We start from the raw sequence: 23,054 nt of genomic DNA, 5'->3' as shown, positions 1-23,054 counted from the left end.
ATTTGCAGGTTTTCATAGCATCCCTCGTATCCGGCCGCATCGAACATGTCCCACGGAAAATCGGCGGTAGCAAACCATTTCACGCGACTCGCTGCAGTCCGTCCAGCACGGTCGCGTGAGTCACGCGGATTGCCGGCAATATCCCAGCGGCCAGTCCGACCGCGACCGCTACCGCCAGACCAGCAGCCATGACCGGCGGCGGTATTCCAAATGACAGCAGCGGACCGAAGCTCGGAACAAATCCACGCGCTTGATCGAGCGCCGTGGCCGCCACCGCGACGCCTACGCTTCCTCCTAGCAGCGCCATCATCCCGTTCTCGACCGCCGTTTCCCACAGGATTTGGCCCGACGTGAATCCGAGACTCTGGACCACCGCTATCTCGCGCGTCCGTTCCCGCACCGTCATCGACGCGGCATTGAGCACTGCCAGCGCGATCGCGAGCACCGCGCTCAGGCCAATCCCCTGCACGACGTGAGCAATCGGCGCGAATTTCGCGACCATCTGCGACATGAACTCCTTCTCCGTTTCCGTGCGCGTCTCGGCCGAAGAGTTGTGGAACATCTCGTCAATCGTGGCGGTCAAACGCGTCGCATCATCCATGCTCGCGCAGCGGACCCACAGCATGCTGGTGAGTCCGGGATTGTGCATCGCGTCCTCGAGGTAGTCGCGGCGGAACAGGAACACGGTCAGGTCCGGACCGCTGCTGATGGTGCCGAGGATCCGGAAGGTCAGGGTTAGCGGTATCGAAGGCTCATGGAGCGCGACCTCGTCGCCAACGCGCCATCGAAAGCGTTGCAGCGTGGCGATGCCGACGATCGCGCCGTTCTTGTTGATCTTGAACTGATTCACCAGGTCATGGTTGAGGGCGTACTCGGGCCAGACTACGTCGGGATTGTCGGCGTCAATTCCCATGCTCGGGAACTGATGCCTCACATCATCATAAATCCCGCCGAACCAATTCATCCGGTTCACAGCGACCACGCCGGGCAGTCCCGCGATCCTCCCGTAGTACGACTCGGGCAGTCCCCTCCTCACCGCCGCGCGGTTGGTGACGGCGAGGCGGGGAACCGCATCCGCCCTATTGACGATTGCGGTCATAGCAAACGGGATAACCATTACCGCCGAAAACACCATCGAGGCCGTCATGACCGCGAGCACAGTCAAAAGCGTGCGCTGTCGGTTGCGGCGCCAAAGATTAAGTCCAGCGAGCGGTAGCAATTTGAAAATCACACTAAGCTAGTGGTGACAATGAGCAACTCGCGCGCCAACGCCTCGTGGGTAATGCGGCCTGCACTTGCGAGCAAAATTGCGACTCGCTGCCTTCGCGCTCGCTCGGCAGTGTCGCCGATCGCAACAGTCACGGGCGCGAACGGATACAGGCTTGCCGACAGCCATTAGGCCCTTGCCCTGAGCGTTGCGCGTATTTTGCCTTGGGAAAACGCGATAGTCCGTTAAAAATGGCCTCGCTTCCAGTCTGCGGCGGCGGTTTTCCTTCGCAGGGCACAACTTATGCGAATCAACCGTTTGGTCGGTATCAGCCCGAGGCAGCCGCTAGCCAATGAAACGCGCTGGACCAACGCCGGAGGTATCATTCGATGCCCGATGCAACTTTTGACGCCATCATCATCGGTGCGGGCCACAACGGTATGGCGCTCGCCGCTTATCTCGCCAAGGCGGGAATGAGTGTCGGGGTCTTCGAGAAGCGCACCGAAGAGGGCGGCGGCCTCTGCACCGAGGAACTGACGCGGCCCGGCTTCCTGCACAACGTTCACGCGAACTATCACACCTTGGTCGGCATCTGCCCGGTTTACGATGACCTTGAACTCATCACGCGGCACGGATTGCGTTACGTCCAGCCGCCGGTCCAGATGGCGAGCGTATTCAAGGACGGCTCCGCTCTGGTGGTGCATACCGATCTCAACAAGACCTGCGAATCGATTGCGCGTTTTTCGCGCAAGGACGCTGACACTTTCCACGCCGTTTACGAAGAGGCGCGCGGCTACCGCGACCTGATCCTGCGCACACTGATGTATTCGCCGCCGACCTCGATCAAGGACATCACCAAGGCGCTGGTGACTTGGGGCGTCGAAGAAAAGAGCAAGTACCTGAGCGTCCATTTGCGCCATCAGACGATCAATGAATTCCTCGACCACCATTTCGAAAACGATCGCGTCAAGGCTCATCTCTCATTTCACGCGGCGCTCGCCGGCTACGCGACCGATCGCCGCGGGCTCGCGGTTTCGTTCCCACTGCTGCTGAGCAAGATCGACAACTGGCACATCTGCATTGGCGGTTCGCACGCGCTCGCCCATTCATTGTGGGAAGCGCTCGCGCAAGCCGGTGGACGCGTTTTCCTGAATCATGGCGTCGAGAAGATCCTGGTCGAGAACGGAAAAGCCGTCGGCGTCCGCCTCGAAGATGGCAGCGAAGTGCGCGCGAAGCATCTGGTCGCGAGTTCGATCAGCCTCGAGCAGACTTTCTTGCAAATGGTCGGGCCCGAGAACCTGCCCGCTGCACTAGCGGCCGAGGTCAAGAACTTTCCGCACATGGATTCGACGTTCTTCAGCGTCCATCTGGCGATGATGGCGAAGCCGGCGTATCGCGCGGCCGCGTTCGATCCCGACGTCAACGAGGCCTGGGTGGTTAACCTTGGCTACGAAAATCAGAAGCAGTTCAATGACGATTGGCGCGATTTGCGCGTCGGCAAACTTCTGGATCCGCGGCCCAACGCCGCGGTCAATTCGCTCTACGATCCGACTGACGCGCCCGACGGCTTCTACACCGGCCTGCTCCGCCAGATGGCGCCATACAATCTCGCCGCCGGCGGTCCGGCCGCGTGGGACAAGATCTCCCGCGAATACGGCCAGCGATGCATCGACGTGTGGAAAGAGGCCGCCCCCAACCTGAGCGACAGCACGTTTCTCGACTGGGCGACCTATTCGCCGCTCGACATCACGCGGCGGATGCCGAACATGGTTCAGGCCGACTGGATCGGCGGGCTGATCGATCTAGGCAACATGCTGGACCATCGCCCCGGCCCGATTCTTTCGGAGTATCGGACTCCGATCGGGAATCTGTACATGTGCGGCGCCACGCAGCATCCCCACGGGTTCGTGACTTTCGCGCCGGCTTACAACGCACTCGAGATTATCGCCCACGATCAGCACGTCGAACGCTGGTGGAAATGACCGCTATCGCAGATATCCCGGTTTTGCTCGCCGACGGCTCGACCAGCGGGCTCGCATCGATCGTGCAGCAGTTCCTCAAACAGCAGCTGGCCGATTCAGCATCGCGCCGGCGTCGCGCGGGGCGTTTGCGCGGACGCCTGGGTCTGACGGCGACTGACTATCGCGCGTCCGTCACGGTCGATTTTCTCGGCAGTCAAATCGCGGTGTGCGACGGCAGTGTGGAACCGCTCGATGCCAGCATTGCGGGACCGTACCGATCGCTGACTGAGTTGCTCCAGGGTCGCAGCAATCCGCTAATCGAGCATCTTCGGGGACGTCTCAAAGTTAAGTCGCGGCTTCGCAACCCTTTTCTTCCCTTGCGAGTCCACCGGCTGATGAAGCTCGCTCGCGACGGCGCGCGTTAGAGGAGACTTATATGGCAGACGCATCTTACGACGCGGTGATTATCGGGGCCGGCCACAACGGGCTTTGCCTCGCCGCCTATCTAGCGCGCGCAGGCCTGAAAGTCGGAATGTTCGAGCGGCGTCACGACGAAGGCGGCGGCGCGCATACCGACGAGGCTACCGTGCCCGGCTTCTGGCACAACCTCCATGCCCAGTACATGGAGTTCATCGAGGTGATGCCCTTCTATCGCGACTTCGACCTGCCCAGCTTCGGCGCACGGATGATCAAGCCCGATGCGCAGGTGGGGATCACATTTGCCGATGGCAGGCCGCCGCTGATCATCTACCGCCCCGAATTCGCGGACAAGACTCATGCGAGTATCGCCTACTACTCACGCCGCGACGCCGACACTTTCAACGCGATCCGGCGCAAAGTGCTCGACGCCAACAATTACATCTCGGCGATGCTTTACAGCCCGCCGGCGTCCGAGGCGCCGGCCGAGGGCGGCCGCACCGAAACCATCATGGGCCGGCTGCTGCAGCTTTGGATTGACATCGGATTCAAGCCGCAAGAGATGAACAAGTGCCCCAAAGTGCTCATCGATGAGCTTTTCGAGTCGAGCGAGCTGCGGGCAACCTTGTATCGCCAGTGCATCGAATGGGGCGCGAACCTGCACACCGGCGACGGCATGGGATTCGTGATGTGCGTGATCTGGCTGTGCGCCAATCATTACATGTCGATTGGCGGCACCCATACCTTCGCGCATGCGATGGCGAGTGCGGCGCTCGCGGCAGGCGCGGACCTCCGCTACAACAGCCCGGTCGTCGAGATTCTGAACGCGGGCGGACGGGCCATCGGAGTCAGGCTCAAGGACGGCCGCACCGTAGAGGCGCGCAAACTGGTCGCCTCCAATGCCGATCCGAAGACCACCTTCATCGATCTAATGGGATGGGAGAACCTGAGCGACTTCCGCAAAGAGCGCATGGCGAGCTGGCACTTCGGTCCGGAGCACGTGCTCGGGACGCCGTCGTTCGCATTGCGCAATCCGCCCGATTACAAGTCCGCGCGGCACAACGCCGACATCAACAAGTGCTTCTACACGATCGTCGGATTCGAGGATGCTCACCAGGTATCCGACTACATCCTGGAGGCCTACGGCGGGCAGATTCCGGAACGTCCCGGCGCAGGAACCTGGGTCAACTCGCTGTGGGATCCGAGCCAGGCGCCGCCAGGACTCCATGCGATGAATGGATGGTTCTTCTTTCCGCGCGCGTCGTGCCTGAGCCCGGACGAGTGGGACGAAGTGCGGCGCAGCTACAACGGAAAATTCCTCGAACTCTGGCGCGCGTACGCCCCCAACATGACGCGCGAGAACGTGGTCGCCGACAAGCTGTATGTCACGCTCGACATGGAGCGGCGGATGGCGATGCCCGAGGGTGATTTTTCGCAAGGCCGGCTGGGCAGGATGAATGTCGGGCTGCCGCGCGAGCACATCTACCGCACCGAGATCGAGGGACTCTACATGTGCGGCTCGTCGGCGAGCGGCGGCGGCGTCAGCGCTGCCGGCGGCTACAACGCGTACAAGGTGATCGCGCACGACCACAATCTGCCGAAGATTTGGCAGGAGGAAGGACGGCTCTACTAGCGGAGGATCGATCATGCCTGCGATTTACACCACGGAATGGTACGACGCTCTGAAGAAGCTCCTCAACGAAAATCCCGAAGTTGATCGCAATGCGCCGCGCGGCACTATCAACGTGCTCGCGAAGATTGTCGGCGATGCGCACTCGCCATATCTTACGGATGGCGAGGTGCGCAATTTCGTAGTGGTGTTGTCCGACGGCAAATGCATCGAATACCGGCAGGTGGAGGTCGCACCGCCGCGCAAGGATTTCGATTTCATTTTCGAGTTGCCCGCGTCGGTGTTCGAGGGAGTCGCCGCGGGACTTATCGATTTGATCGACGCTGGACTCAAGGGCAGCATCAAGATCACCGGCGACATGAGAGTCCTGATCAGGCATGCCGAATTGGTGAATGTGATCTACGACGTTTACGCGCGCGAGATCGAAACGACTTGGCCGAAAGGCAAGCCGGCAACCGTCCCGCAGGCGGATGCGCCGACAGCGCACTGACCTGTAATGGCATTCAACGAATACGCTTCCTTCGACGGCCTGGCCTTGGGCCGCATGGTGCGCGAGCGCAAGGTTACACCGGCTGAGCTGATGGAAGCGGCTATTTCGCGCGCGGAAAAACACAACGCGAAGCTCAATGCGATCGTTTTCAAGGACTACGACCGCGCGCGCGCCACGGCGCACGCGCACAAGGCCGGCGATGCGCCGTTCGCGGGCGTGCCGATTCTGCTCAAGGACATCATGGGCGACTGCGCCGGGATGCCGACGCGCTCGGCGTGCGCGTTCGTTCCTGCCGCGCCGATGCCGGCGGACTCGGAGGTGGTGGCCCGCTACAAGCGCGCGGGCTTCATCCCATTCGCCAAGACCAACGCGCCCGAACTGGGAATCCCGCCCGTGACCGAGTCGCGTCTTTACGGACCGGCGCACAACCCGTGGAACCTCGAGCGTACGCCGGGCGGATCAAGCGGCGGCTCGGCCGCGGCGGTCGCGGCGGGGATCGTGCCGGTCGCTCATGGCAACGACGGCGGCGGCTCGATTCGAATCCCCGCGGCGTGCTGCGGGCTGGTCGGACTCAAGCCGACGCGCGGCCGCATCTCGCTCGCGCCGAATCTCGGCGACATCCTCGGCGGCTTTGTGGTCGAGCACGTGTTGAGCAGAACCGTCCGCGACAGCGCGGCCGCCCTCGACGCGACCGCGGGTTCGATGCCCGGCGATCCATACTTCCCGCCATCGCCTATCCGGCCTTACCTGCACGAGGCGTCAACGCCGCCGAAGCGGCTTCGAATCGCGTTCTCGACGGAGAATCCGCTGGGCGGCGCCATTCATCCGGACTGCGTCGAGGCGACGCGGCGAGCGGCGAAGCTGTGCGCGGAACTTGGACACGAGGTCGAAGAGGCGGCGCCGCAACTCAACTACAAGATGCTCGCGCAGCTTTTCGAAACGGTCTACGCGGCAGGGGTGGCACTCTCGATCGAGGCGACGCGCATGCTGACCGGCGCCGAGCCGGCGCCCGACAAGTTCGAGACCTTCACCTGGAACATGTACGAGCGCGGGAGAAACGTATCGGCGCCGCAATACCTGATTGCGCAAGCGCTGCTCCAACAGGCCTCGCGTCAGTTTGCGGCATTCTTCGAATCACACGATCTGTTCCTGACGCCGACGCTGGGTCAGCCGCCGCTTCGGATCGGCGCTATCGACTTCATGAGTCCGGCCACGACGCTGCTCGACGAAACGATGACGAACTTTGCGGTCGCCTGCCCCGTTTACAACATCACCGGACAACCGGCGATCTCGTTGCCGCTCTTTTGGAATCGCGAAGGCTTGCCAATCGGAGTGATGTTCGGTGGGCGCTACGGCGACGAAGCGACGCTGATCCAGCTAGCGGGCCAGCTCGAACAGGCACAGCCATGGATCGGCCGAAGGCCGCCCGTTTGGGATTGAACGTTCCGCAAGACGCGTTCGTCCCGGACGAGCGCAGCATCTTCGATTGGATCGAAACCATCTTTGCCCGCGGTGTGCGGCGACCCGGGTATTCGGCAGATCGCTGGACTGAGAACTTCTGCCTGGAGCGGTTCCGCCAACTGGGACTGGAGCAGGTGCGGCTCGAGCCAGTTACGCTACCCTACTGGGAGCCGCTCGAGTCAGTTTTGATCGTGCGTGCGGATGACCGCGAGTTACGCATTCCCTGTTTCGCGCTGCCCCATTCGGCAGCGACCGACGGTCTCGATGCCGGGCTTGTTCCATGGCGCGACGAAACGCCCGATGCCGTTCGCGGCGCGATCGCTCTAGTCGATGTGCCGCTCATGCGCTTCCCGGCGGACTTTCCTGTGCTGCTCGCAGGCGCCGTCGCCGGCGAAGCCGATGCCAACTGGCGCCGCTACGATCCGGATAGCACGCTTACCGGGGTTAACCAGGTGCTGCCGTTCAACTCTCACTTCATGGCAGTTATGGATGCACCGCTGGCGGCGGGCGCGCTCGGATTCATAGGCGTCTTGAACGATTATCCCGGCAATTCGCACCGGTACTACGTCCCCTATGATGGCGTGGCACGTGCGATCCCCGGAGTCTGGATCAACGGCAGCGACGGCGGACGGCTGCGGCAATTGTGCGACGCAGGTCATGTGCAATGCACGCTGGTCAACCGCGCGATCCGCCACGACATCATCAGTTACAACGTCGTTGGCGAACTGCCGGGGGCCGACGACGACCGCGTCATCGTCGGCCCTCATCACGACGGCCCGTGGTCATCCGCCGTCGAGGACGCGTCAGGCGTGGCGCTCGTCCTGGCGCAGGCCAGCTACTGGTCGCGCCTTGCGCCGGAGGAGCGTCCGCATCGCTTGGTCTTCCTTCTCAACGCGGGACACATGGCCGGCGGTGCCGGAGTGCACGCGTTCATCGACCGGCACAGGACGGAGCTTACTGGCGTCGTGCTCGAAGTCCACCTCGAGCACGCCGCGAACGAGATCGTCGAGCGTGACGGTGTCCTGGTAGCTTCCGGACATCCAGAGCCGCGCTGGTGGTTCACCAGCAGGCTCGCACCACTCGAGGCAATCGTGCGCGAGGCGATTGTCGCCGAGCAGCTCGAGTGTTCGCTGCTCCTGCCGCCCGACGTCTTCGGCCCGATGCCAACCAGTGACGGCGGCCCCTTTCATCTTGCTGGCGTGCCGCTGGTCAACTTCCTCACCGCCCCCTTTTATCTCTTCGACGCGATGGACACGCTCGACAAGATTCACCGCCTGAGCCTGGTGCCCCTGACCCGCGCCGCTATCCGCATCATTGCTTCGACTCACGGTGTGAGCGCGGCCGCGATGCGCGAAAGCGCCGCCGCTCCCTCGCCTCGGTAACGCGGCGCAACTAGACTTGGCGCATGAGCGGGTTCACGTCATGAGCTCCGATCGCGCCCGCGTCGCCGCCAATACCGAGCGCTTCTCCGGCTTCGCCGAACTCTACGACACGCACCGGCCGAGGCCGCCCGAAATCATCGTAGATCTCCTAACGCAGTTGGCCGCAAAGCAACGGCCAGTGGTCGTCGATCTCGGCAGCGGCACCGGACTTTCGACCCTGCTGTGGACGCGAAGCGCCGCCGCGGTCGTCGGCGTCGAGCCGAATGCCGACATGCGCGCGCAGGCCGAGCGTCGCGCGGCCGACTCCAGTGCGGGCGCCGTCAGGTTTATCGAGGGGCTCTCGACCGCGACCGGCCTCCCCGACCGCTACGCCGACATCGTTACATGCTCGCAGTCGCTGCATTGGATGGAACCGAACGGCACCTTCGCCGAGGTTGCGCGCATTTTGCGCGACGGCGGCGTGTTCGCCGCCTACGACTGCGACTGGCCGCCGACGCTCAACGCTGAAGCCGAGCAGGCTTACAACGCATGCCGAGCGAAAGCGGAGGCGCGCGAGCGCTCGATTCGCCTGGCGCCGGAGGTTCATCAATGGAACAAGGGCGGGCATCTGGAAAGGATGAAGCAGAGCGGGCGGTTCCGTTACGTGAAGGAGGTCGGGCTTCATCACGTCGAGAATGGCGGCGCGGAGCGGCTGGTCGGGCTCGCGCTTAGCCAGGGCGAGATCGCCACGCTGCTCAAGCACGGCATCGGCGAGGATGAGATCGGGATTACAGCGTTGCGCGAGGCGGCGCGCCACGCTCTCGGCGACTCGATCGTGCCGTGGTTCTGGAGCTACCGGCTCAGGATGGGCGTGAAGTGACCGTCGAAGCCCGGCGGGCTAGCCCGCACGGGCGCCGACGCGCTCACTGTGCGCCCCGTCATTGGAGATGCGCAGCGGCACTCGCGGAAAAAGGCGCGCCGATAGCGGCAGCGCCGTCGAAGAACTCTTGCAGGTTCTCTTGGTAGCGATAGAACAGGTCAGTATCGAGCTGGTTGTCCGAATCCACATGTAACGGAGTATCCATCAAGGTCAGCGTATTGAGGGTGTGCTCGAGATCGGCGTGCCCGTTCGCGACGATGTTGTTGATCATTTCGCGCCAGGCTGCATACGGACCCTCCACCACGATTGCACCCCTTGCCGCATTGCTCGGACTCGCTATGCGCCTCGTGCGGACGCATCGGTAGCCGGCGAAGACGATCTCGTAGCACTCGACGCGATCGGGGTAGTCGATCTTCACCACCAGCGTCATGTCCACCGTGCCGAGGCGGCGCAAACGCTCCGGATCGCTATTGGCTCGCTCGCGCAACGCTTCGAAGAACTCCACAGATGGGAACAGATTCATGGTGCTTGCCTCCTTGGGACGCTCGTCAGTTCCACGCGCTGCGCTTACAGCGGCAATTCGAAGGGGATCGCGAGCCGCGAACGCCGCTCGATCCCCGCCATCTTGAGCCGGTACAGGTATTCGTTGATCTGTTTCTTGAAGAGGTAGCCGAGTTTCTGGAAGCCCTCCTCGATATGCTCCAGCCCGCCGCCGGCCAGGATTGCGCGCGCCTCGACGGTGTCCTGGGTCTGATTGAGGCTGAAGGTCGCTTCCTCGCCGCGGCTCAGGATCTCGTGGATCTCTTCCTCGCGCTCGGGATGTTTTTCGAGGAAATACTTCAAGTGCATCGTGCCGTAGGCGACATGGCGCGCCTCATCCTGCATGCAAAGGCGGAAGATCTTCTTCTCGACCGGCGTCAACGCGAACATCTCGCCGTTGCGGAACAGGGTCAGCACGAAGCCCTCGCCCAGGATGTGCATCAGCGCGCTGCCGGTCGTGAAGTTGGGCGCCTCAAGGATCACTCGCAGCAATTGCTCCGAGTCCGGCGATGAGCGCAGCAGGCCGCCGCCATTGGCCAGCGCCCGCTTGCGGAACACCTCCATGTGGCGCGCCTCGTCGAAAATCTGCGAGGCGAGAAAGCATTTGACCTCGTGGAAGTCGTGGTTGATGTGCCACAGCCATTTGGCCGGCATATCGCCCGCGACGAACTCCACCTCGGCCAGATTGGTGCATACCTGGCACATCGCCTTTTCCAGGTCCTCGCGCTGCGGCTTGAGCTGATCCCACGGGATATCGCGCGCCGAGCTCCATTGACGCGCCACCGCCTCGTCATACAGATGGGCAACGTTGTCGGCCCAGACGAGCGACTTGTCATTGATGTCGTAGCAGCCGAGCGAAGGCATATCGTCGGGGATTTCGGAGCCGCGCGGCGCCATGCTCCCGTAGTGAGAGCCCTCGTCGGGAACCTTACCGTAAGAGCCGACATGGTTGATATCTTCCAGGCCGAGCCCGCGTTCGTCACGCGGAGTGGCTCGTACTCCCCATCCAGCTGGATTCGCGTTCATCCAGCCCAGATCCAGTTTGCCCTTGCGCACTTCACTCAAGGTATCGAGTGCGCGCTCGACGCTCTCACTGACATGTGACATCGGGAATTTCTCCTCGCCGGACATCTTTCCGGCAGCGATGGGACGGCTTGGATATGGGCAAGCACTAGCTGTGCCAGCTTCACGACGCCGCAAGCGGCGAAAAAATCGGCGAAAATTCCGAGCCTACCAACCGTTCGGTCGATATTTGATGCCGGCCGGGACAGCGCTCGGTGTTGCTGATCGAATCACACTGCATCCGTTGGAGCCGATGCGCGCGTCGATTTGCGGCGATCGCGGCAAGGTGGCTCTTGCTCCTAGACTTGGACCAGCACACCGTTGTGGATCAGAAAACTCAGCACGTTGGCGGCAAGGCGTTGTGACTCCTGGTCCGGGTTCTGTTCGCGAAACTCGCGAATCTTTTGAGCATAATAGGCGCGCCATTTTAAGCTGATTACCTGCTCGCCGTCTGACTTCCGAACCCGAAAGCATCGCGCGATAATCGCATCGGGATCCTCGCCCACGAATTCACAGAAGCGCGCGAGCGCTTGCAGCTTGTCCGGCTCTTCGGCGATCGGGTCGCCGCCCCACTGATCGCTCAGATCGCGCCGCCAGGTCCTGACTGACTCGTATGCTTCGATCGTTTGCCCGGTCATCATCGATACTCCAGAGGTTCAGGTCTGCCTCGAGAAAATGTGAACCGACATCGCCGCGGCGTCGCGTCCCAGGAAACCGCCGCCGTTTTCGGTGAGTCCAACGCGCGCGCCCTCCGCCTGACGCTCACCGCATCGCCCGCGCAGTTGATCGACGATTTCCACGATCTGCGCGATTCCGGTGGCGCCGATCGGATGGCCCTTCGAGAGGAGTCCACCGCTGGGATTCACGACGTGGGCGCCGCCAAGCTCCATCGTTCCTCTCGCGAGAAACTCGGGACCCTCACCCCTGCCGCAAAGCCCGAGTTCCTCGCATGCGATGAGTTCCGCAGGCGCGGCGGCATCGTGGACCTCGAGCACGTCGACGTCCGACGGCGCTACACCAGCGATTTCGTAAGCGCGCTTGGTCACGCGCTCGAGCGCGGTGGGTTCGTCGGCGGTGCGATCACGCCCCGAAAAGATTACAGACGCGCGCACCTCAACCGGCGTCGGGATACCCATACGCCGTGCGTACTTCTCCGACATGAGAACTGCCGCGGCTGCACCATCTCCGATCGGCGAACACATCAACACGGTCAGCGGCGGCGAGACCTCGCGCGCGGCAAGCACCTGCTCACGTGTGACGCGTTCGTGGAACTGTGCCTTTGGATTCAGCGCGCCGAAGGCATGACTCTTCACGGCGATATCGGCAAAAGTTTCCGCGGTCGCACCGCTTATCTTCATGTACTCGCGCGTGGAAGCCGCGTAGATGTCCATGAAGAACGATTTTTTTTCGCCGCCACTCTCGATTCCCGGTTTCTTGTCGCCTGATTCCATTCGGGCCTTGAGTTCGCGAAGCTGCTCCAGGTCAACGGCAGTGCCGATCGCCCTGAACGTGAGAGCTTTATCGGGATGCGTCATCTTCTCGGCGCCGACAGCGAGCGTGACGTCGTAGAGTCCCGATTGAGTCGCCATCCACGCGAGATGAAACGCTGACGACGCCGAGGCGCACGCGTTCTCGACGTTGAACAGCGGGACGCCAAGGATTCCGGTGTTGCGAAGGGCAACCTGCCCGCGGATCATTTCCTGACCGGTGATCAATCCGGCAATCGCATTGGAAAAGAAAACCGCCTCGACGTCCTTCGGCGCGACGCCGGCGTCCTTGAGCGCGTCGCCCACCGCTTCTTCGGCCAATGAGCGCACGCCGCGCTCGGAATACTTGCCGAAGCGCGTCATCCCGACGCCGGCGACTGTTACACGTTCCCTGTTGGACATATCGATTCTCCCTGTCATGCGCGGGCGACGTTGATTCCCGCTTTTTCTCGATCCCACGCGTTGCCGATTCCGCGCTGTTTGAGTGCGGCGTACTGGATTCGTTGCGTTCCCGTCTTGGGAAGCTCGTCGACGACCTCGACATATCGAGGGATGGCGTAGTAGGCCATTCTTCCGCGACAGAACTCGATCAGCTCTTCGGGCGCGAAGCGCACACCATCTCTCACAACGACTGCGACTTTGACTTCATCCTCGCCGAGCTCGGAGGGCACCGCGTACGCGGCCGATTCGAGCACCGCGGGATGCTCGTTGACCACGGTTTCGATTTCCCAGGCGGAAATGTTCTCCCCGCGCCGGCGAATCGACGCCTTCTTGCGGCCGCTGAAATAGAAAAACCCGTCGTCGTCGGTCCTGGCGAGATCGCCGGAATGAAACCATCCGCCTCGATACGCCTCGGCGGTGGCGTCGGGAAGCTTGTGATATTGACTGAGCTGCCCCTTCGGATGACGGAAGACCAACTCGCCCACCTTGCCTGCAGGGAGCGGATTGTCGGCGTCATCGACCACCTTGAAATCCACGCCGCCCACCGGCTTGCCCATCGAGCCGACCCGTCCGGTGTCGTTGAGCAGGAGTCCCGGCGAATCGACCATGCCGTAGAACTCGACGATCTTCACGCCAAACCGATCCTCGAATTCCTTCCACGCGCTTGGCGGGCAGGCCGCCGAGAGCACGCCGCGCACGTTATGCTTTCGATCGTCGGACCGTGGCGGCTGCTTGAGCAGGATCGAGAGCATCCCGCCGAGCGTGTTGAATTCGACCCCGTCGAATTTGCGGCAGTCGTCCCAGAACCGCGACGCGCTGAAGCGCTCGCCCAGCGCGAATTTCGCGTCGAGCGTCATCGAGCCGAACCCCGAGATCATCAGCGCGTTGCCGTGGAACAGGGGCAGCGCCGTGTACATCGTCTCGCCCGGCTTGACCCCCGTGGCGGCAAGGACGGCGGCAAGAGAGAAGCCATCTGACCCACTGGCGACGACGCCCTTCGGCGGTCCGGTTGTCCCGGACGTGTACATCATGCCGCCGCCGCCCGCGTGTTGGCCGACCTCTACTTGCGGCTCGCGAGCGGGATGATCGAGCAATCGCTCCAGCGTCCAATCGACTCCGTCTCCTGCTTTGCCGTCCGCGACCACCGTGCGCCGGAGACTCGGCACGGTAGCCTTGACCGCCATCACCGCTTCCCTGAGCGGCTCTTCAAAAATGACCGCGGTTGAATCCGAATCCGCGAGAATGTGATGCAGCGTGGCGCCGCGTTGCGAGGTGTTAACGGGAACGCTGACGGCGCCGATAAATCCGATGGCAAAATGAAGCCAGAGAAATTCCGGCCGGTTGCCCATCATGATCGCGACGCGCTCGCCGGGATGGATACCCAGTTCGAGCAGGCCATTGGCGGCGCGTTGGATATTGTCGAGCACCTGCTGCCAGGTGAAACGCTCGTCCTTGAACTTGAGCCAGACCTCGCCCGGGTGCTGCGCGACGCGATGCCTGATCAGTTGCTCGATCGGTCCTTGAAGACGCGCCATGTTGATTCCTCCGCGATTCCGGCGCGGCTACGCCGCCGCGTGTGCGGTCACGCCGTTGTGACTCAGAATTTGGCGTGCGCCCGCGAGGCTCAGGACATCGGTAGTGCCGTCCTCGATCAATGAAGCGCGTGCGTCGCGGAAAAGTTTTTCGATTCCATACTCCTTGCTGAGGCCATTGCCGCCGAATACCTGGAGTGCGTCGCTCGCAACTTCGAACGATGCCTGCGTGCAGAACGTCTTGGCCGCGATCGCATGCTCCAGCGACGGCGTCGTCGAGGTCTGGTTGTAGATCATCACTGCGCGTGACAGCGCCCGGCATGCCTCGACCTTCGTAAACATCTCGAACAGATGCTTCTGTACAAGTTGATGCTCGCAAATGGCCTGCCCGCCCTGCACGCGCTGCTTCGAGTACTCGAGCGCTTCCTCGTAGGCAGCGCGTGCCACGCCCGTGAACGCAGCCGCCATAGCAGAGTTGGCAAAGGTGAGAGTCCGTTCGAGTTCGAGCTCGTAGCCCGCGCTCTTTGTCAGCATCCAGCTACGGGGAATCCTCACATTGTCAAAATAAATTTCGCCTTGATTCAGCGCGCGCTGGCCGAGCTTGTTGAGCGGCTTGCCCTTTGACACGCCCGGCAGATTGAGCGGGACGAACGCGATACCGCCGCCCGCCATGCCGGCCTTGGGCTCGGTCGTCAGATAGAGCGCCGCATGAGTTGCGATCGTGCCGTTCGAGACCCACGCCGCCTTCTGTCCATTAATCATGTACGAGTCGCCCTCGGCCCGGGCGACGACCTGACCCGTCACGCGCGGATTGTGGAATTGGGGCGTACCCGGCACCAGTTCATCGGAGCCGTGCTGAGGCTCGGTGATCGCCCAGCATCCAATCATGCCGCCCTCGCGATCGGCGATGAAGGGCTTGACGAAGTTTTCGTAGAGCTCCGGATTGCCGCTCGCGGCGGCGGCAGAAAACGGGAAGCTCGTGGCCAGAAGGCTTATGGCCAGATCGCCCGCGCCCCAGGCCATCTCCTCGATCAGCACGTGCATTCCGAGCCCACGCAGTCCCAGTCCGCCGATTTCCACGGGAAGGCCGGCGACGTGGTAACCCAACTGGTATGCCTGTCTGAAAACCTTTCTTAGCGGCGAATCGAGCGCGATCACCTCGCGCGGGTCGGTCATCCGGTCGAGCACTGTGGCCGCCGGGCGAACGACGTCCTTGGCGAAGCGATGAACGCTCTCTTTGACGGACTCGATATCTTTAGGGAATTCGACATTTAGCTCGCGGTAGATGTCCATTCTTCGCTACCCCCGATTGTTGTTCTGACGGGTGCGAAATGCTTTGCATACCTCGTGCCTGAAATGAACGATCGTTCAGTGAACCTTGTTTCACTCATCGGTGTGTAGCCGATCGCCTCAATGGTTCCTTTCGGGACACTCAAAATGGGGTGGCGCTCTCTAGGCGAACAAGGATCGCGGGTCTATAAGCTGGAACAAGGATCGCGCACGGTACTTGCGTGATAGCGCGGACGGCAAGGAGGTTCTAATGGCAAAGATCGATGGCGGCGAGATGCTGGTTCGGACCCTTGAGCACGAGGGCGTACGCGAGATTTTCACGCTCCATGGCGGCCATCTCGATGCGATTTATGCCGCCTGCGCTGCACACGGCTTCCGCGTGATCGACACTCGTCACGAGCAGGCGGCGGCCCACATGGCTGACGGATGGGCGCGCACGACCGGGCGTCCGGGCGTCGCCATCGTGACAGCGGGGCCGGGTGTCACGGACGCAGTCACTGGAGTCGCCAACGCGTTCATGGACTCGATCCCGATGATTCTGATCGGCGGCCGAAGCCCACTCGCCGACGATGACAAGTTGCCGCTGCAAGCGGTCGATCAGATGGGCATCCTGCGGCCAATCACCAAGTGGGCGCGCAGCGTCACGCATACTGAGCGGATTCCGGAATACCTCGCCGCCGCATTCCGCCATGCGACCTCAGGCCGCCCCGGGCCGGTCTTCCTCGAGCTGCCGATTGACGTGCTGTTCGCGCGCGTTGATGAGGAGCGAGTCGAGTTTCCGAAAAATTATCGGCCCAAGGACCCCGCCGGTCCGGGCAGAGCCGCGCTCGCGCAGGCGCTCAAATGGCTGCGCGAGGCGAAGCGCCCGGCTATCCTCGCCGGCGGCGGAGTATGGTTCGCGCAGGCCGCGGCGGAGTTGACGCGCTTTGCCGAGCTTACCAACACCCCCGTGATGACCAACGCCAAGGCGCGCGGCTCGATTTCCGAGGAGCATCCGCTATGCTTCGGCGGCTTCGGCGCGATTCATCTCCATGCGAAGAGCGGCGGCAATGCCGATCTCGTAATCCTGCTCGGCACGCGGATTGGGCTGTTCACCGGCGGGCGCAACTCGGTGATTCCGTCCGATGCACGCGTGGTCCAGGTGGATATCGAGCCCGAGGAGATCGGGCGCAACCGGAATATTGAACTCGGCATCGTTTCCGATTGTGGCGAATTCCTGCGCCAGGTCTGCGAAACGGCGAAGAACGAAAAATTCGATCGTCACGAGGAATGGATCGAGCGGTTGAGCGCGGTTCGCAACGGGATGCGCCATCGCTTCGACGATGTGCTCAAAGACGGACCCGGCCCGATTCATCCGGCGCGAATGGTGCACGAGATCGCCAAGACCTTGAGCACCGACGCGATTGTGGTCGCCGACGGCGGCGAGACCGCCGCCTGGATGTCGAACGCGTGGACGGCGCGCCACCCGGGACGATTCCTGACGCACGGCTATCTCGGATGCCTGGGAACCGGCCTCCCGTTCGCACTCGCGTGCAAGGCCGCACATCCTGACAAACAGGTTTTCTGCATCGTCGGCGACGGATCGGCGGGCCTCAATTTCTCGGAATTCCATACCTCCGCAAAGAACAACCTGCCGATCACCGTCGTAATCAACAACGACCAGCAATGGGGGATGTCGAAGCATGGGCAGGAGCTGATGTGGGGCAAAGGCCGCACCATGGCGACCGAGCTTGGGATGGTTCATTACGAACGCGCGGCTGAGGGGCTAGGCGCCCAGGGCGAACTGGTCGAGCGCGCGGCGGATATCGCGCCGGCGCTCAAGCGGGCACTCGATTCGGGACGGCCCGCCTGCCTCAACATCGTCACGGACCGCGACGTGATCGAGCCGGGCACTCTCGCGATGTACAGCGCCGGCCTTTCCGGACCAGCGAAGGAAAAGCCCAAGCCCGACGCCGGCGGAGAAACTACGCTGCCCTACTACGGCAAGCGCAAGCTGGATTGAAGAGAGTGTCTCCAAAGGATTTCAAGACTGGTTCCATTGGAGACATTTTTTGAGACGCAAGAAGCTGCTTATGATGCCGTCGGAAAATCCGGTTGCGTAAGCTCCGCAAACAGTCATTTCGCAGCCGCTGTTGATTGGTATGGCCCTTGCCTTACTCCGATGGGCGCTTTAGTCGGGGGGAAAGGAAAGGAAAATGGACAGACGGAAAACCGCGACTTGCACCGACCTCGACTTGCTGAATCGGTTGGAATCTTTGTCGTTTCTTTCGCCCTTGGCACTCAACGACCTCGTGAGCCGCCTCAACCCTGCAAATTTCAAAAGAGGTGCTCTCATCCTCCCTGAAGAGTCGCTCGCGGCTGGTGTCCATGTCCTGCTGAAGGGGGTGGCGAGGATCACTTGCATGAACCCGGCTGGCCAGCGCGTAACCATCGCCTTGCTTGCGCCCGGTCCGATCCCTCAGTTTGTTTCTCTCTCCGTCAACCGGTGGCATTTTCGATGCGAGGCTCATAGCGATTGCAGGGTCGGTAGTGTGAGCTGGGACCAATTCGACGTCATCACCAGGGATGTGCCCAGATCTGATTTAAGAGAATTCCACGAAAACAATCTGATGCAATGGTATCGCTTCTTCGGAGGGAGCCTCGTCCTTCGCGAGCGTCTTTTACTTACACTTCTTCAATTGTGTTCGATCTTCGGAGTCACAGAGTCACGCGGCACCCTCTTGCGAGTCGCCTTCAGCCACAAGGACTTGGCCGGCCTGGTGGGTGCGACACGGCCAAGAGTCACCGAACATATTGCCGCATTCGAGCGTGAGCGTCTGCTTATTCGTCAAGGCCGGCAGATGATTGTGCGCTTGGATAAGATCGAGCGTTCGATCAGCAACCCACCGCATAAAACGCATGGCTCATTTACAAGAGCTGGGGCACAACCTCAATTTCCGAGAGTAGGTCACCTGCATAGCCAAAGGTCGAATCGCAATTCGCCGGATGCCCGAATTGAAATGAGAGAATAAGGCGGAAATCGGGGCAAAATGAAAAACGGATCTATCGGCAATCGGAGAGTGACGATCCGGATCGCGCGCGTGTAGGAGGAGTCATCCGGTCAAGGAGGCATATAAATCCCATGCCTTGCGATACGCGCCTCTTGACCTTTAACGAAATGCTGAGGGTTGCGACGGAACAAGTGTCAGCAAGCGACCGGCGTTTGACCCAATGCCGAATACGGATCGAAAGAGCAGCGGCCGAGGCTAAGGCCGCCCAGGAGCGCCTGGACCGGGCCATCTTCGATGAAGCACAAACACGCCAGGCATACATCGATTGCCTGAATTATCTGAATACTCTTCCAGACAATGGTTCGCCGCCGATGCGGGAAAAATTGACCGGCCTCTTCAATGCGAATGCGCAAGCAGTTCTGGATACGGCTTCAGCGCGCGAGACTGTCAGCATCTTTCAAAAGGCACTGAATGAAGCGACCACCGACTTTGCCTTTGTGCAGGATGCGCAGAGAAAGATCGCAGAAGAGAAGAATATTATCACAAGCGAAATCGCTAAATTGAGCAGCCTGAGTCCTTGAATGACGCCCTGGTGCCGCATTAAGCGCGCCTTCGGCTTTTGATAGCTCTCAAAACGGCGACCGGAGGACAATGTCGCGCCGCGAAAGAAGCCGCAGAGCCCGGCGGTGACGCGAAACTGCCCTGCCTACGATGGCAAGCGCAAGCTGGATTGACGAGATGGCGGGGCGTGCAGGTGCTCGAGCTGGGCGGCCGAATGCAGATAGGCTTTGGCGTCGCGGATCGCGCTCGCGAAACACGTCGACCCGTCGAAATAGCGAATCTTGTAGTGGCAACATTCGCGCCGCAGGTATTCGCTGAAGGTGCGAAGCTCACCGATCAGATTGAGCAGACGAGCATCGTCGAGTTCCTCCGTCCAGTCTATTCCGCCCGCGGCATGCTCCCGAATCGCGCGCAGCTTCTTTACCGGATCCACGTCCGCATAGCCGATGAAACATGCCTTGATGCCGGTGTTAGTACTGTGACCGAATTCAATCAAATGCTTGGGTAAAATCACGTCGCCTTCTAGCAGGAGATCGTCGCCGCTCTGCACTACATCGCTGGCGACCTTGCGAATCGTCGGCCAAACTATTTCCATCCGCTTCAGCGCAGGATCGCTCACCCGCATTCCAAGTTCAGGCTGCGCGCTCGCCAAACTGGCGATTAGAGTGTCAATCGAAAAGTACGGGACTCCATGCTCAGCGAGCATCCGTCGCGCAACCGTGGTTTTCCCCGAACGCGGAGCGCCGCCAATCATGTAGAGCATTTGCCTTTACCTCGCGATCGCGTGGAGGCTGCCGCAATTTTAAGCAAGGTTTCTGCCAAAGATCGATGTCAAAAAAACCAGTGCACCGAAGGGTATTGAGTCCTGAGCATATCTCCCAAAGGATCGATAATGTATCCGAAAGACTCACGCGTGATTCGTTTCGCGCCACCGTGAAACACGTATCGCCGCACAACTTGCGCCGGTCCGGCTCAAGACAATTCCCTAAACCTGGAACATTGAATTTTTTCTTCTTTGACTCTTCAGGCATAATTTGGGCGTCATGCAAACAACAAACGCCCTCCGCCGCCAGCCGCTCCTGATCTACGACGGCGATTGCGGGTTCTGCGTCTACTGGGTGCGCTATTGGCAGAGACTCACAGGTGACCGCGTGACCTATGCGCCTTACCAGGAAGTCGCCGCACAATATCCGGAAATTCCTCTGGCCGCATTCCAGCGCGCCGTCCAATACATAGCGCCCGACGGGAAAATCGCGAGCGGCGCCGAAGCCGCTTTCCTTACCTTAAGTCACGCGAACGGCAAAGGCTTCTGGCTGACGCTTTATCGGCATCTTCCCAGTTTTGCTGCGATTGCCGAGCGCATGTACCCGATTGTCGCTTCGCACCGTTCCGCACTTTACCGCCCCAGCCTGTGGTTATGGGGGCGCGACTATGAACCACCGCGTTTCGAGCTGATTTCCTGGTTGTTTCTCCGAGCCATTGGACTGATCTATCTTGTTGCCTTCGTTTCATTTGGCGTGCAGGCGTTGGGATTGATCGGCAGCCACGGAATTCTGCCGCTATCCGAATTCGCCGGCGCCGCCCGGAGCCAGCTCGGCTTGGCAAGCTACTGGCAAGTCCCAATGGTGTTCTGGCTGGACCAAAGCGATTTCGCCATTCGGGCCACTTGCTGGGCGGGGGCGGCGCTGTCGCTGCTCCTGATTTTCAACGTTCTGCCGCGTTTAAGCCTATTCTTTCTCTATACGCTCTATCTCTCGCTGTTTTACGCGGGTCAGACTTTCATGGGCTTTCAGTGGGATGCGCTTTTGCTCGAATCTGGCTTTCTTGCGCTTGTTCTGAGCATGGCGACAAGGCCGGGGATCTGGCTGCTGCGATGGCTGCTGTTCCGCTTCATGTTTCTTTCGGGTGCGGTAAAGCTCCTGAGCGCCGATCCCACGTGGGCTAACCTCTCCGCGCTCGCCTACTATTTTCAGACCGCGCCGCTGCCGACACCGCTGGCCTGGTACGCCCATCACCTGCCGCAGGCTGTGCTCACAGCGTCAACGGTGGCGACGTTTGTCATAGAACTGGCGCTGCCGTTTTTGATTTTCTTTCCACGGCGGCTGAGGTTCATCGCGGCATGCGGCACTTTGTTCTTGCAGGTGGTGATCCTTCTCACCGGCAATTACGCTTTTTTCAATCTCCTTACGATGGCCTTGTGCCTGGTGCTGTTTGACGATGCCGCGCTGCGCAAGGTTCTTCCTGCTCGCGTGACCGGGTTCGTGCAACACCAAGTCCGCGATGTCAACCCGGGGAAAATCGTTTCTTATGTCGTCGCAGCGTTCGCGCTGTTGATTGTGCTAATCGGTCTTGCACAGCTTGATGCGGTGTTCAGCGGCCGAATCTCAGCCCCGGCCGCGTGGGTCAACGAACAAATCGCGCCGCTGCGTCTCGTCAATACCTACGGTCTGTTCGCCGTGATGACCACGACCCTACCGGAAATCATTGTCGAGGGCTCGGATGATGGCGTCCATTGGCGCGAGTACGGGTTTAAATACAAACCGGGTGACGTCATGCGGCGGCCGCGATGGAACTTTCCGCACCAGCCGCGCCTTGACTGGCAGATGTGGTTTGCCGCCCTGGGGACGGCCTCGGAAAGTCCCTGGTTCTCGCTGTTCTTGCAGCGGTTGCTGGAAAATTCGCCGGAGGTGACGGCGCTGCTCGGAGTCAACCCGTTCCCTCATAAGCCGCCTCTCTATGTGAGGGCCTTGCTTTACGACTATCGCTATTCCAGCCCTGAAGAAAAAAGAACCACGGGCGCGTGGTGGGTGAGGCAGCCGGAAGGAATCTATTATCCCGCGATAGCTCTCGGGTCGTGAGTTCCCTCGAGGAATCACGGTTCAGCGTGCGTGCTTTCGCTACGACTTATTCCTTGTTCCCGACGAAATCGGGTTTGCGCTTCTCGACGAACGCCTTGACAGCCTCCTGATGATCTTTGGTGTTGAAGGTCATCATCTCGTAAGCGAGCGAGGCGTCCATGATCAAATTGGACTGCTGCTTGAGCCACTTGTTGACGGCCAGCTTGCTCCATCGAATCGCCAGCGTCGGGCCATCTGCCAGTTCCTGCGCGAGCTCGCGCGCCTTGGGCATCACCTGCTCCGGCGCAACCGCATAGTTCACCATACCGATACGGCCGGCCTCGGCGCCGCTAATGAAATTTCCGCGCATCAGGAATTCCTTGGCGCGATGCGGGCCGATTAGCAGCGGCCAGATGACCGCGCCGCCGTCGCCGGCGACGATCCCGACTTTGACGTGCGTGTCGGCAAAGCGCGCCTTTTCCGAGACGACGGTGATATCGCAAAGCAAAGCGAGCGTCGCGCCCAAGCCGATCGCGTCGCCGTTGATGGCGCCGATGACGGGTTGCTCAACGTCGAGAAAATTGTCAACCAACCGGCGCCCGTTGGAAGCCGTAATCGGACCGCGTCCCCGGCCTTTCCCCTTGCTGCCACCTTGCACGAGACTTCCGCCGGCCATTCCCTTCACGTCGCCGCCCGCGCAGAAAGCGCGTCCAGCGCCGGTCAGGATGATCGCGTTGACGTCGCGATCGGCGCGCACGTCGATCCAGATCTGCTCCAATTCGTGATGAACTACGTTGTTAACCGCATTGAGCGAGTCGGGCCGGTTGATCGTGATCGTCGCGACGCGCTCCGCCACTTCGACTTTGAGGAATTCGTAATCGCTGTAGTCGGTAGCCATGATGACAAA

At 61.2% G+C, this 23,054-nt stretch carries 20 protein-coding genes; 11 read left to right on the top strand and 9 right to left on the bottom strand.

Translation table 11 applies throughout. The features are described from left to right. Positions 1-79: 79 nt before the first annotated feature. Complete coding sequence (locus VJX68_RS11625) at positions 80-1,159, bottom strand: ABC transporter permease (RefSeq protein ID WP_324095874.1); 1,080 nt, start codon at positions 1,157-1,159, stop codon at positions 80-82. A gap of 437 nt (positions 1,160-1,596) precedes the next feature. Here VJX68_RS11625 and VJX68_RS11620 point away from each other — a divergent pair, with 437 nt between their 5' ends. The 7 genes from VJX68_RS11620 to VJX68_RS11590 are packed head-to-tail and all read left to right on the top strand — an operon-like array spanning position 1,597 to position 9,407. Further along, positions 1,597-3,189, top strand: coding sequence for a phytoene desaturase family protein (locus tag VJX68_RS11620; protein ID WP_324095859.1), 1,593 nt, complete (start codon positions 1,597-1,599; stop codon positions 3,187-3,189). Continuing rightward, positions 3,186-3,593: a hypothetical protein gene (locus VJX68_RS11615; protein WP_324095858.1), complete on the top strand. Its 408-nt coding sequence runs from the start codon at positions 3,186-3,188 to the stop codon at positions 3,591-3,593. The genes VJX68_RS11620 and VJX68_RS11615 overlap by 4 nt, the downstream gene beginning before the upstream one ends. 11 nt (positions 3,594-3,604) lie before the next feature. Further along, the gene (locus VJX68_RS11610) at positions 3,605-5,218 is read left to right on the top strand and encodes a phytoene desaturase family protein (RefSeq protein ID WP_324095857.1); all 1,614 of its coding nucleotides are present in this window, start codon (positions 3,605-3,607) and stop codon (positions 5,216-5,218) included. A gap of 13 nt (positions 5,219-5,231) precedes the next feature. Continuing rightward, positions 5,232-5,705, top strand: a complete 474-nt coding sequence (locus VJX68_RS11605) for an SCP2 sterol-binding domain-containing protein (protein WP_324095856.1) — start codon at positions 5,232-5,234, stop codon at positions 5,703-5,705. 6 nt (positions 5,706-5,711) lie between these two features. After that, positions 5,712-7,145 carry an amidase gene (locus VJX68_RS11600; protein ID WP_324095855.1) on the top strand — a complete coding sequence of 478 codons (1,434 nt, stop codon included), beginning with the start codon at positions 5,712-5,714 and terminating at the stop codon, positions 7,143-7,145. After that, a complete protein-coding gene (locus VJX68_RS11595; protein WP_324095854.1) occupies positions 7,112-8,548 on the top strand; it encodes a M28 family peptidase in 1,437 nt (478 codons plus the stop codon). Before VJX68_RS11600 ends, VJX68_RS11595 begins: the two co-directional genes overlap by 34 nt. 40 nt (positions 8,549-8,588) lie before the next feature. After that, positions 8,589-9,407, top strand: coding sequence for a class I SAM-dependent methyltransferase (locus VJX68_RS11590; RefSeq protein WP_324095853.1), 819 nt, complete (start codon positions 8,589-8,591; stop codon positions 9,405-9,407). A gap of 58 nt (positions 9,408-9,465) precedes the next feature. Here the strand turns inward: VJX68_RS11590 and VJX68_RS11585 are convergent, their stop codons facing one another. From VJX68_RS11585 to VJX68_RS11560, 6 genes are all read right to left on the bottom strand, one after another. After that, positions 9,466-9,930: a hypothetical protein gene (locus VJX68_RS11585; RefSeq protein WP_324095852.1), complete on the bottom strand. Its 465-nt coding sequence runs from the start codon at positions 9,928-9,930 to the stop codon at positions 9,466-9,468. Positions 9,931-9,974: 44 nt separating this feature from the next. Next, a complete protein-coding gene (locus VJX68_RS11580) occupies positions 9,975-11,054 on the bottom strand; it encodes a ferritin-like domain-containing protein (protein ID WP_324095851.1) in 1,080 nt (359 codons plus the stop codon). A gap of 254 nt (positions 11,055-11,308) precedes the next feature. After that, the gene (locus tag VJX68_RS11575) at positions 11,309-11,647 is read right to left on the bottom strand and encodes a hypothetical protein (RefSeq protein WP_324095850.1); all 339 of its coding nucleotides are present in this window, start codon (positions 11,645-11,647) and stop codon (positions 11,309-11,311) included. 18 nt (positions 11,648-11,665) lie between these two features. Further along, on the bottom strand, positions 11,666-12,898 hold the full coding sequence (locus VJX68_RS11570) for a thiolase family protein (protein WP_324095849.1): 1,233 nt from the start codon (positions 12,896-12,898) through the stop codon (positions 11,666-11,668). Positions 12,899-12,912: 14 nt separating this feature from the next. Then, positions 12,913-14,472 (bottom strand): AMP-binding protein, encoded by a 1,560-nt coding sequence (locus VJX68_RS11565; protein ID WP_324095848.1) that lies wholly within the window; start codon positions 14,470-14,472, stop codon positions 12,913-12,915. A gap of 27 nt (positions 14,473-14,499) precedes the next feature. Beyond that, positions 14,500-15,762 (bottom strand): acyl-CoA dehydrogenase family protein, encoded by a 1,263-nt coding sequence (locus VJX68_RS11560; protein ID WP_324095847.1) that lies wholly within the window; start codon positions 15,760-15,762, stop codon positions 14,500-14,502. Between the two features lie 247 nt (positions 15,763-16,009). On the opposite strand from VJX68_RS11560, the gene VJX68_RS11555 reads away from it, so the two are divergent. The 3 genes from VJX68_RS11555 (at position 16,010) to VJX68_RS11545 (ending at position 19,330) form a co-directional block, all read left to right on the top strand. Then, positions 16,010-17,761 carry a thiamine pyrophosphate-binding protein gene (locus VJX68_RS11555; RefSeq protein WP_324095846.1) on the top strand — a complete coding sequence of 584 codons (1,752 nt, stop codon included), beginning with the start codon at positions 16,010-16,012 and terminating at the stop codon, positions 17,759-17,761. 193 nt (positions 17,762-17,954) lie between these two features. After that, on the top strand, positions 17,955-18,770 hold the full coding sequence (locus VJX68_RS11550; RefSeq protein WP_324095845.1) for a Crp/Fnr family transcriptional regulator: 816 nt from the start codon (positions 17,955-17,957) through the stop codon (positions 18,768-18,770). Positions 18,771-18,901: 131 nt separating this feature from the next. Beyond that, complete coding sequence (locus VJX68_RS11545) at positions 18,902-19,330, top strand: hypothetical protein (RefSeq protein WP_324095844.1); 429 nt, start codon at positions 18,902-18,904, stop codon at positions 19,328-19,330. A gap of 125 nt (positions 19,331-19,455) precedes the next feature. Here the strand turns inward: VJX68_RS11545 and VJX68_RS11540 are convergent, their stop codons facing one another. Beyond that, a complete protein-coding gene (locus VJX68_RS11540; protein WP_324095843.1) occupies positions 19,456-20,073 on the bottom strand; it encodes a hypothetical protein in 618 nt (205 codons plus the stop codon). 280 nt (positions 20,074-20,353) lie between these two features. Between VJX68_RS11540 and VJX68_RS11535 the strand changes: the two genes are divergently transcribed. After that, the gene (locus tag VJX68_RS11535) at positions 20,354-22,168 is read left to right on the top strand and encodes a lipase maturation factor family protein (RefSeq protein ID WP_324095842.1); all 1,815 of its coding nucleotides are present in this window, start codon (positions 20,354-20,356) and stop codon (positions 22,166-22,168) included. Between the two features lie 46 nt (positions 22,169-22,214). Here the strand turns inward: VJX68_RS11535 and VJX68_RS11530 are convergent, their stop codons facing one another. Then, positions 22,215-23,045, bottom strand: a complete 831-nt coding sequence (locus VJX68_RS11530) for an enoyl-CoA hydratase/isomerase family protein (protein ID WP_324095841.1) — start codon at positions 23,043-23,045, stop codon at positions 22,215-22,217. Between the last annotated feature and the right edge of the window lie 9 nt (positions 23,046-23,054).

Origin of the sequence: Binatus sp. (SeqCode), from assembly GCF_035272065.1 — a bacterium.
GTDB lineage: Bacteria > Desulfobacterota > Binatia > Binatales > Binataceae > Binatus.
The sequence above is the reverse complement of the archived record's forward strand: the minus strand, read 5'-3'. Positions and strand labels throughout refer to the sequence as shown.

Excerpts from the sequence above, each read along its gene's own strand:
- VJX68_RS11570 (WP_324095849.1), bottom strand. The coding sequence starts at position 12,898 with ATGTCCAACAGGGAACGTGTAACAGTCGCCGGCGTCGGGATGACGCGC.
- VJX68_RS11565 (WP_324095848.1), bottom strand. The coding sequence starts at position 14,472 with ATGGCGCGTCTTCAAGGACCGATCGAGCAACTGATCAGGCATCGCGTC.
- VJX68_RS11550 (WP_324095845.1), top strand. The coding sequence starts at position 17,955 with ATGGACAGACGGAAAACCGCGACTTGCACCGACCTCGACTTGCTGAAT.
- VJX68_RS11535 (WP_324095842.1), top strand. The coding sequence starts at position 20,354 with ATGCAAACAACAAACGCCCTCCGCCGCCAGCCGCTCCTGATCTACGAC.
- VJX68_RS11590 (WP_324095853.1), top strand. The coding sequence starts at position 8,589 with ATGAGCTCCGATCGCGCCCGCGTCGCCGCCAATACCGAGCGCTTCTCC.
- VJX68_RS11575 (WP_324095850.1), bottom strand. The coding sequence starts at position 11,647 with ATGACCGGGCAAACGATCGAAGCATACGAGTCAGTCAGGACCTGGCGG.
- VJX68_RS11620 (WP_324095859.1), top strand. The coding sequence starts at position 1,597 with ATGCCCGATGCAACTTTTGACGCCATCATCATCGGTGCGGGCCACAAC.
- VJX68_RS11600 (WP_324095855.1), top strand. The coding sequence starts at position 5,712 with ATGGCATTCAACGAATACGCTTCCTTCGACGGCCTGGCCTTGGGCCGC.
- VJX68_RS11555 (WP_324095846.1), top strand. The coding sequence starts at position 16,010 with ATGGCAAAGATCGATGGCGGCGAGATGCTGGTTCGGACCCTTGAGCAC.
- VJX68_RS11585 (WP_324095852.1), bottom strand. The coding sequence starts at position 9,930 with ATGAATCTGTTCCCATCTGTGGAGTTCTTCGAAGCGTTGCGCGAGCGA.
- VJX68_RS11540 (WP_324095843.1), bottom strand. The coding sequence starts at position 20,073 with ATGCTCTACATGATTGGCGGCGCTCCGCGTTCGGGGAAAACCACGGTT.
- VJX68_RS11560 (WP_324095847.1), bottom strand. The coding sequence starts at position 15,762 with ATGGACATCTACCGCGAGCTAAATGTCGAATTCCCTAAAGATATCGAG.
- VJX68_RS11610 (WP_324095857.1), top strand. The coding sequence starts at position 3,605 with ATGGCAGACGCATCTTACGACGCGGTGATTATCGGGGCCGGCCACAAC.
- VJX68_RS11605 (WP_324095856.1), top strand. The coding sequence starts at position 5,232 with ATGCCTGCGATTTACACCACGGAATGGTACGACGCTCTGAAGAAGCTC.
- VJX68_RS11530 (WP_324095841.1), bottom strand. The coding sequence starts at position 23,045 with ATGGCTACCGACTACAGCGATTACGAATTCCTCAAAGTCGAAGTGGCG.
- VJX68_RS11615 (WP_324095858.1), top strand. The coding sequence starts at position 3,186 with ATGACCGCTATCGCAGATATCCCGGTTTTGCTCGCCGACGGCTCGACC.
- VJX68_RS11595 (WP_324095854.1), top strand. The coding sequence starts at position 7,112 with ATGGATCGGCCGAAGGCCGCCCGTTTGGGATTGAACGTTCCGCAAGAC.
- VJX68_RS11580 (WP_324095851.1), bottom strand. The coding sequence starts at position 11,054 with ATGTCACATGTCAGTGAGAGCGTCGAGCGCGCACTCGATACCTTGAGT.